The sequence below is a fragment of the Mesorhizobium sp. M7A.F.Ca.MR.148.00.0.0 genome, assembly GCF_003997735.1.
GTDB lineage: Bacteria > Pseudomonadota > Alphaproteobacteria > Rhizobiales > Rhizobiaceae > Mesorhizobium.
The window spans coordinates 42,272-49,679 of record NZ_RZTB01000035.1; the positions used below are offsets into that span (position 1 = coordinate 42,272).

General features: G+C 65.2%; 6 protein-coding genes. 5 read left to right on the forward strand and 1 reads right to left on the reverse strand.

Features of this window, described 5'->3' with window-relative positions; translation table 11 throughout:
- Positions 1–185: 185 nt before the first annotated feature.
- Complete coding sequence (locus tag EOB49_RS15875; RefSeq protein ID WP_127381497.1) at positions 186–866, forward strand: hypothetical protein; 681 nt, start codon at positions 186–188, stop codon at positions 864–866.
- A gap of 36 nt (positions 867–902) precedes the next feature.
- Here EOB49_RS15875 and EOB49_RS15880 read toward each other — a convergent pair whose 3' ends face one another.
- Complete coding sequence (locus tag EOB49_RS15880; protein WP_127271509.1) at positions 903–1,352, reverse strand: nucleoside deaminase; 450 nt, start codon at positions 1,350–1,352, stop codon at positions 903–905.
- A 281-nt stretch (positions 1,353–1,633) separates the two neighbouring features.
- Here EOB49_RS15880 and EOB49_RS15885 point away from each other — a divergent pair, with 281 nt between their 5' ends.
- The 4 genes from EOB49_RS15885 (at position 1,634) to EOB49_RS15905 (ending at position 7,322) form a co-directional block, all read left to right on the forward strand.
- The gene (locus tag EOB49_RS15885; protein ID WP_127381498.1) at positions 1,634–3,673 is read left to right on the forward strand and encodes a pseudouridine synthase; all 2,040 of its coding nucleotides are present in this window, start codon (positions 1,634–1,636) and stop codon (positions 3,671–3,673) included.
- Positions 3,670–4,224, forward strand: a complete 555-nt coding sequence (gene rsmD, locus EOB49_RS15890) for a 16S rRNA (guanine(966)-N(2))-methyltransferase RsmD (RefSeq protein WP_127381499.1) — start codon at positions 3,670–3,672, stop codon at positions 4,222–4,224. Before EOB49_RS15885 ends, rsmD begins: the two co-directional genes overlap by 4 nt.
- A 139-nt stretch (positions 4,225–4,363) precedes the next feature.
- Entirely contained in the window at positions 4,364–5,752 is a 1,389-nt protein-coding gene (locus tag EOB49_RS15895) for a pitrilysin family protein (RefSeq protein WP_127381500.1), read from the forward strand.
- Positions 5,753–5,756: 4 nt separating this feature from the next.
- Positions 5,757–7,322 (forward strand): pitrilysin family protein, encoded by a 1,566-nt coding sequence (locus EOB49_RS15905; protein WP_245472722.1) that lies wholly within the window; start codon positions 5,757–5,759, stop codon positions 7,320–7,322.
- Positions 7,323–7,408 lie beyond the last annotated feature (86 nt).

Genomic DNA, 7,408 nt, shown 5'->3' on the forward strand with positions numbered 1-7,408 from the left:
GCACAAATGCCACGCCGGGCGGGCGAAAACCGCCCGCGCGTTGCCCTTAACGAGTGGTTGAGGTAAACACGCGAAACTCCGGAAGACAAATTGTCGCCGGATTTCCGTCGCAAGTGCTTGGACGATGGGGACCGGCCACAAGGCTGGTGGCAATCGAGAGGCTGTCTAGAGTGGGACTTTTTGGCATGACCGAGAGATATAATGCGCGCTTACCGCTGCTGGCGCCGCTTGTCGCGTCGGGCCTCGCTTTGTCCGGCTGCATGGGCTCTCCGACCTACGGCACCGACAAGACCGCCGGCGAACAGCTGGCCGGCGATATTTCGGGCGCCTTTTCATTCGCGCCGAAGCGCAAGGAACAGATCGACTACAAGCCGCGTCCGACGCTCGTGAAGCCGGCGCCAGGCCAGAAGGAAGCGCTGCCGGCACCGCAGGACAGCATCGAGACGGCGAGCGCCGAATGGCCCGAATCGCCCGAGCAGCGCCGCGCCCGCTTGCGCGCCGACGCCACCGCCCATCAGAACGACCCGGCCTATCAGTCGGAGATCATCGACGACGTGCAGACGGACCCGGCCTCGGTCAAGAGGGCGATGGCGGAGTCAGGGTCGAGCCACCCGCCGGCATGGACACCGGCCGATTCCGACAAGGGCCGTGCCGCCGAGATCCAGCGCCGCCTTGCCGACAGCAAGCAAGGCGATCCGAACACCCGCAAATATCTGAGCGAGCCGCCAGTGCAGTATCGTGTCGCGGCCGGCACGGCGCCGCAAGATCAGCTTGGCGAGGACGAGTACAAGAAGGAACGCCGCCTCAAGAAAGAGGCGGAAGGCAAGAAGGGCAGCGGCTGGTTCGACTGGATGCCGTCTCTGTAAGAACACCACGTTGTGTCGCCGGGCGTTGCGCCCGGTTCAGCCGCGCCGTTCCCGGAAAAATTCCTTGAGCAATAGACCCGCTTCGGTCTCGCCCATGCCCGGATAGATGTCGGGCGCGTGGTGGCAGGTCGGCGAGGCGAAAAAACGTACGCCATTGACCACGGCACCGCCCTTGTCGTCGGCGGCGCCGAAATAAAGCCGGCGCAGCCGGGCGAAGGAAATGGCGCCGGCGCACATGGCGCAAGGTTCCAGCGTCACATAGAGATCATGGCCGGTCAGCCGCTCGGCCGACAGTTTGCGGCAAGCTTCGCGGATGACCAGCATCTCGGCATGCGCGGTCGGGTCGGCAAGTTCGCGTGTGCGGTTGCCGGCGCTGGCGACAACACCAGCGCCATTGGCGATGACGGCGCCGACCGGCACTTCGCCTCGCAAGGCGGCAGCCTCGGCCTCCTTCAGCGCCAGCGCCATGAAATCGGGCCGCTTCACGCGATTTCCACTCCGATTATCTCCTCGCCACCTGACGGAGCAAGTTCGTTTCGAATGAACCGCACTTGCTCCAGGCTTTTGATTTTCGTTTGTCTTTTTGGAAAAACCGGTCTCCACTTTTCCCTGACAAACTCCAGTGATCCTGTTATTGAGCGCAGGACCTCGAAAATCGGGACTCGGTTTTCGAAAATGATCATGCGCCACATCAAAAGTGCTACAGCGTTCGTTGCGCGCCCGAAAGGATGCGCCACGCTGTAGCAGCGCAAACGGATAAAGGCCACATGGACGACAACGACAAGAAATTCCGACCCAGGAAGGGTCCGGCCAAGAGTGGGCCGAAAGCCGCGGGACCGCGCAGCCGTGATGGCGCTGCGGGCAAGGGCGGCAAGCCGTCCTTTGGCGCCAAGAAACCTTACGCACCGCGTGGCGATCGGCCGATGGCTGCCGATGGCGAGCGGCCGAAGCGCGATTTCAAGGGCGGGGACAAGCCTTTCAGCAAAGGCCCGCGTCCCGAAGGCAAGCCTTTTGAGAAGCGCGAAGGGCCGCGCAAGCCCTACGCACCGCGCGGCGACCGCCCGATGGCCGCCGAGGGTGAGCGCAAACCGTATGAGAAGCGCGAAGGACCGCGCAAGCCCTACGCACCGCGCGGCGATCGCCCGGTGGCGGCCGAAGGCGAGCGCAAGCCCTATGAGAAGCGCGAGGGGCCGCGCAAGCCCTATGCACCGCGGGGCGACCGACCGGCTGCGGCGGCAGCGGGCGGCGAAAAGCGTTTCGACCGTCCCACGCGTGATTTCAGTGACCGCGCGCCGCGCGACGGCGGCGATCGACCGAAGCGTGACTTCGCCGACCGCCCCAAGCGTGACTTCAGCGATCGCCCGAAGCGGGATTTCAACGATCGGCCGCAAGGCGCGTCAGGCGGCAGCTTCAAGCCACGCCCGCGTCCCGCCGAGGGCGCGGAAGAGGCAGGCGAGCGCATCGCCAAGCGGTTGGCCCGCGCCGGCCTGGCCTCGCGCCGCGATGCCGAGGAGCTGATCGCCGCCGGCCGCGTCAAGGTCAATGGCCGCGCCCTGACTTCACCGGCCTTCAACGTCATGCCTGATGATATCATCCATCTCGACGGCATGGAAATCCCGCCGATCGAGCGCACCCGGCTGTTCCTGTTCCACAAGCCGGCCGGCGTCGTCACCACCAACCGCGATCCCGAGGGCCGCAAGACCGTCTTCGACGTGCTGCCGGCTGAATTGCCGCGGCTAATGACCATCGGTCGGCTCGACATCAACACCGAAGGCCTGCTGCTGCTCACCAATGATGGCGGCCTGTCGCGCGTGCTCGAACTGCCGGCCACCGGCTGGCTGCGCCGCTACCGCGTGCGCGTCCACGGCAAGGTCGAGGAGAGCGCGCTTGCGGGCCTGCGTGAAGGCATTGCCGTCGACGGCGTGTTCTACGGTGCCATCGAAGCGACGCTCGACCGTGAGCAAGGCACCAATGCCTGGCTGACGATCGGTCTGCGCGAGGGCAAGAACCGCGAAGTCAGGAACATCCTGGGCTCGCTCGGCCTCGACGTGACGCGGCTGATACGCATCTCCTACGGGCCGTTCCAGCTCGATGACCTCGCCGAGGGCCATGTGCTCGAGATCAAGGGCAGGGTTCTGCGTGACCAGCTCGGCGAGCGCCTGGTCGAGGAATCCGGCGCCAATTTCGACGCCGATGTCACCAAGCCGTTTTCCAACAAGCCGGTGCGGCGCACCGAAGTTCGCGAGCCGGAGCCGGAGCGGCCGAAATTCACCCGCGACGGTGAGCGCCGCCCGATCGGCGAGGGCGGTTTGATCAAGAACCGCAAGCGCCGCGAAGGCAGTCGCGACGAGGCTCTGGGCAAGCTGTCGACGAGCCCTGACAGAAGCGCGGAGAAGAGTTTTGGCGAACGCGGCCCGCGTCCCGAACGCAGCTTTGGCGATAAGCCACGCGGCAGTTTTGGCGACAAACCCCGCGGCGGCTTCGGCGACAAGCCTCGCGGTGGCTTTGGTGACAAACCGCGTGGCGGCGGGAAAAAGTCCGAGCGCGAGCAGCGGCCGATCGAGCCGCCCGGCCAGCGCAAGGCCAATGTCTGGATGGCACCGGGCGCGCGGCCGATCGGCAAGGGCAGGGCCGACGCCGATGCCGCCAAGGCCGCTGAAGCAAAGGCGCGAAAGGCATCGTTCAAGCCGACCTATGGCAAACCGGCCGGTGCAAAACCGTTCGGCAAGCCGCGCGGCGAACGTCCGGGCGGGGCCGGCGGCGGTGAGCGTCCGCGCAATGGTCCCCGAGGCCCCAAAGCGAGATGAGAATCGTCGGTGGTGAGTTTCGCGGGCGTCCGCTGGCCACGCCCCGTTCGAGCGCCATTCGTCCGACGACCGATCGCACCCGCGAGGCGGTCTTCAACGTGCTGGCGCATCGCTTTGCCGAGCAATTGGACGGCGCGCGCGTGCTCGACCTGTTCGCCGGCACCGGTGCGCTGGGGCTTGAGGCGCTGTCGCGCGGTGCCTCCTACGGGGTCTTCATCGAGGAATCGGCCGAAGGCCGTGGCCTGATCCGCGACAATGTCGAGGCCTTCGGCCTGACCGGCCGCACCAAGATCTTCCGCCGCGATGCCACCGGCCTTGGCGAGGCGGGCACGCTGGCGCCGTTCGGCCTCGTCTTTGCCGACCCGCCCTATGGCAAGGGTCTTGGCGAGCGCGCCTTGCAGTCGGCGAAAGCCGGCGGCTGGCTTCGCCCTGGCGCCCTGTGCGTGGTCGAGGAGGCGGCAGTGGCGCCCTTCGAGCCGGGCCCCGGCTTTTCGGTGCTGGACGAGCGCAACTATGGCGAGACCGTCATCCGCTTTATCGAGGCGGCCTGATACGCCTTCGCGATTGGCGGTTCCTCTCCCCCGCTTCACGGGGGCGAGGAACCGAGCACCGCCTCTAAAATGACCAACAATTAACTTTGCTTGTCGCCAGTACCTTGCCTATCGTCTGCAGACAGAACCGGAGCCGTTGATGACATCCAGGATTGAATGGCTGCGCGGAACGCTGTTGGCGTCCTCTTTGGCTTTTGTCATGACCAGCCCGGTGCTGGCCGAGAGCCCCGTCTTGCCCAACACGGTTCCGGCCGAGTTCAAGGTCACGGATTTCCTGCTCGACAACGGCATGGAGGTGGTCGTCATTCCCGACCACCGTGCGCCGATCGTCACCCATATGGTCTGGTACAAGATCGGCAGCGCCGACGAGCCGCCCGGCAAATCCGGCATTGCGCATTTCTTCGAACATCTGATGTTCAAGGCGACGACCAACCATGCGGCGGGCGAGTTCGACCGCGCCATCTCCGATATCGGCGGCTCCAACAACGCCTTCACCTCCTACGACTACACCGCCTTCCACGAGACGGTGGCACCGTCGGCGCTCGAGTTGATGATGAGCTTCGAGGCCGATCGCATGCGCAATCTCATCCTCACCGACGATGTCATCAAGACCGAGCGCGATGTCATCCTCGAGGAGCGCCGCTCGCGCATCGACAACAGCCCCGAGGCCGTGCTGGACGAGGAGGTCGATGCGACGCTGTGGCAGAACCAGCCCTATCGCATCCCGGTCATCGGCTGGATGCAGGAGATGCAGCAGCTGAACCGCGCCGACGCTGTCGCCTTCTATGACAAATATTACCGGCCCAACAACGCGGTGCTGATCGTTGCCGGCGATGTCGAACCGGACACGGTGCGGGCGCTGGCCGAAAAGACCTATGGCAAGGTGGCGCGCGGCCCCGATCTGCCGCCGCGCATACGCCCGGTCGAGCCGGAGCAGAACACCAAGCGCACGGTGACGCTCGCCGATGCCCGCGTCAGCGTGCCGAGCTTTTCCACCCAATGGGTGGTGCCGTCCTATCACACGGGCAAGCCGGGTGAAGCGGAAGCGCTCGACCTACTGGCGGAAATCCTCGGCGGCGGCAATCGCAGCCGGCTCTACCAGGCGCTCGTCGTCCAGCAAGGTATCGCATCCAGCGCCGGCGCCTTTTTCCAGGGCACCATGCTCGACGACACCAACTTCACCGTCTATGGCGCGCCGCGCGGGGATGCCAAAATCTCCGACGTCGAAGCGGCGGTCGATGCCGAAGTGGTGCGCATCGTCAAGGATGGCGTCACGCCATCGGAGCTGGAGAAGGCCAAGGACCGCTATGTTAGATCGATGACCTTTGCCCGCGACAAGCAGGATTCCATGGCCAACATCTATGGCTCGACGCTGGCCACCGGCGGCAATGTGCAGGACGTCCAGCAGTGGACGGACCGCATCCGCAAGGTCACGACAGACGAGGTCAAGGCCGTCGCCGCGCGCTATCTCGCGCTCGCCCGGTCGACCACCGGTTATTTGCTGCCGCAGCAACAGGCGGGGAATTGATTTGATGAAGAGATCGAGCGTTGGCGCTGCCCCTCACCTGCCTGCCGGCATCCTCTCCCCGTACAGTGACGGGGAGAGGGGCGCCGTCATCGCCGGTTTCGCCAATCACCCTGGTTGCAAGACGGACGCCGAGGTTGCGGCCAGCCTCCTTCTCCCCGTCACTATACGGGGAGAAGTGCCCGGCAGGGCGATGAGGGGCGGCGCCGACTTCGACAATTGTTCGTTTGGAACGACCACCCCGAGCCGCGCTATCGCCCCGCTGATCACTTTACTTCTCTCCATCCTCTTCCTCATCCTGCCGGCACTCACCGCGCGGGCCATGGACATCCAGTCCGTCACCTCGCCAAAGGGCATCTCTGCCTGGCTCGTCGAGGACTATTCCGTGCCAGTCGTCGCCATCCGCTTTGTTTTCGGCGGCGGCTCGACGCAGGATCCGGTCGGCAAGGAGGGACTAGCCAATCTGATGACCGGCCTGTTCGACGAAGGCGCCGGACCGCTCGACAGTGAAGACTTCCAGATCAAGCTCGACGATGCCGGCGCCGAGATGAGCTTCGACGAGAGCCGCGACGGCATCTACGGCTCGATGCGCATGCTGGCCGAGCAGCGCGACCAGGCCTTCGACCTGTTGCGGCTGGCGGTCAACGAGCCGCGCTTCGACCAGCTGCCGATTGACCGCATCCGCTCCCAGATCCTGTCCGGCATCATCGCCGGCGAAAACGATCCCGACACGGTGGCGCAGAACAAATGGGCGCGAGCGCTTTATGGCGATCATCCCTATTCCCGCTCCGACCAGGGCACCAAGGAAAGCATCGCCACCATCACGCCCGATGATCTCAAAGCCTTGCACAAAGCGGTGTTCGCTCGCGGCGGCCTGCGTGTCGCCGTGGTCGGCGCCATCGACGCGGAGACGCTGAAGAAGAAGCTCGACATGGTGTTTGGCGACCTACCGCAAAACCAGGCGCTGAGGCCGGTGGCCGATATCGACCCGAAGCTGGCGCAGCATATCGAGGTCGACTACGACCTGCCGCAGACCTCCCTGCAGCTCGCTTTTCCCGGCGTGAAACGCAAGGCGGCGGATTTCTTCCCCGCCGTGCTGATGAACGAGATTCTTGGCGGCGGCACCTTCACCTCGCGCCTGTTCCAGGAGGTGCGCGAGAAGCGCGGGCTGGCCTACAGCGTCAACTCCTCGCTCATCAACCAGGACCACGCCAGCGCGCTGATCGTCAGCACCGGCACCCGCTCCGACCGTGCGGCCGAGACGCTGGGCATCATCCGCGATGTGGTCAAGCAACTGGCCGAGCAAGGCCCGACCGAAGCGGAACTGGAGGCGACCAAGAAATACATGATCGGCGCCTACGCCATCAACAATCTGGACTCGTCCAGCGCCATCGCCGCAACGCTGGTCGAACTGCAGCTCGACGATCTCGGCATCGACTACATGCAGCGCCGCGCCGGCTACATCAACGCGGTGACGCTCGATCAGGTCAAGGCGGCGGCGAAGAAGCTGCTGACCGCCGAGCCGACCATCATGGTCATCGGCCCGAAACTGGCCGGAGCCGGCAAGGGATGAGAGCGGGCACGCATTTCTCTTTTCCGGACGCCGGCGCCGCCCCTCATCGCCCTGCCGGGCACTTCTCCCCGTATAGTGACGGGGAG

What these genes read in the sequence shown, in the direction of transcription:
- EOB49_RS15885 (WP_127381498.1), top strand. Translation starts at nt 1,634, where the DNA reads ATGGACGACAACGACAAGAAATTCCGACCCAGGAAGGGTCCGGCCAAG.
- EOB49_RS15905 (WP_245472722.1), top strand. Translation starts at nt 5,757, where the DNA reads ATGAAGAGATCGAGCGTTGGCGCTGCCCCTCACCTGCCTGCCGGCATC.
- rsmD (WP_127381499.1), top strand. Translation starts at nt 3,670, where the DNA reads ATGAGAATCGTCGGTGGTGAGTTTCGCGGGCGTCCGCTGGCCACGCCC.
- EOB49_RS15875 (WP_127381497.1), top strand. Translation starts at nt 186, where the DNA reads ATGACCGAGAGATATAATGCGCGCTTACCGCTGCTGGCGCCGCTTGTC.
- EOB49_RS15895 (WP_127381500.1), top strand. Translation starts at nt 4,364, where the DNA reads ATGACATCCAGGATTGAATGGCTGCGCGGAACGCTGTTGGCGTCCTCT.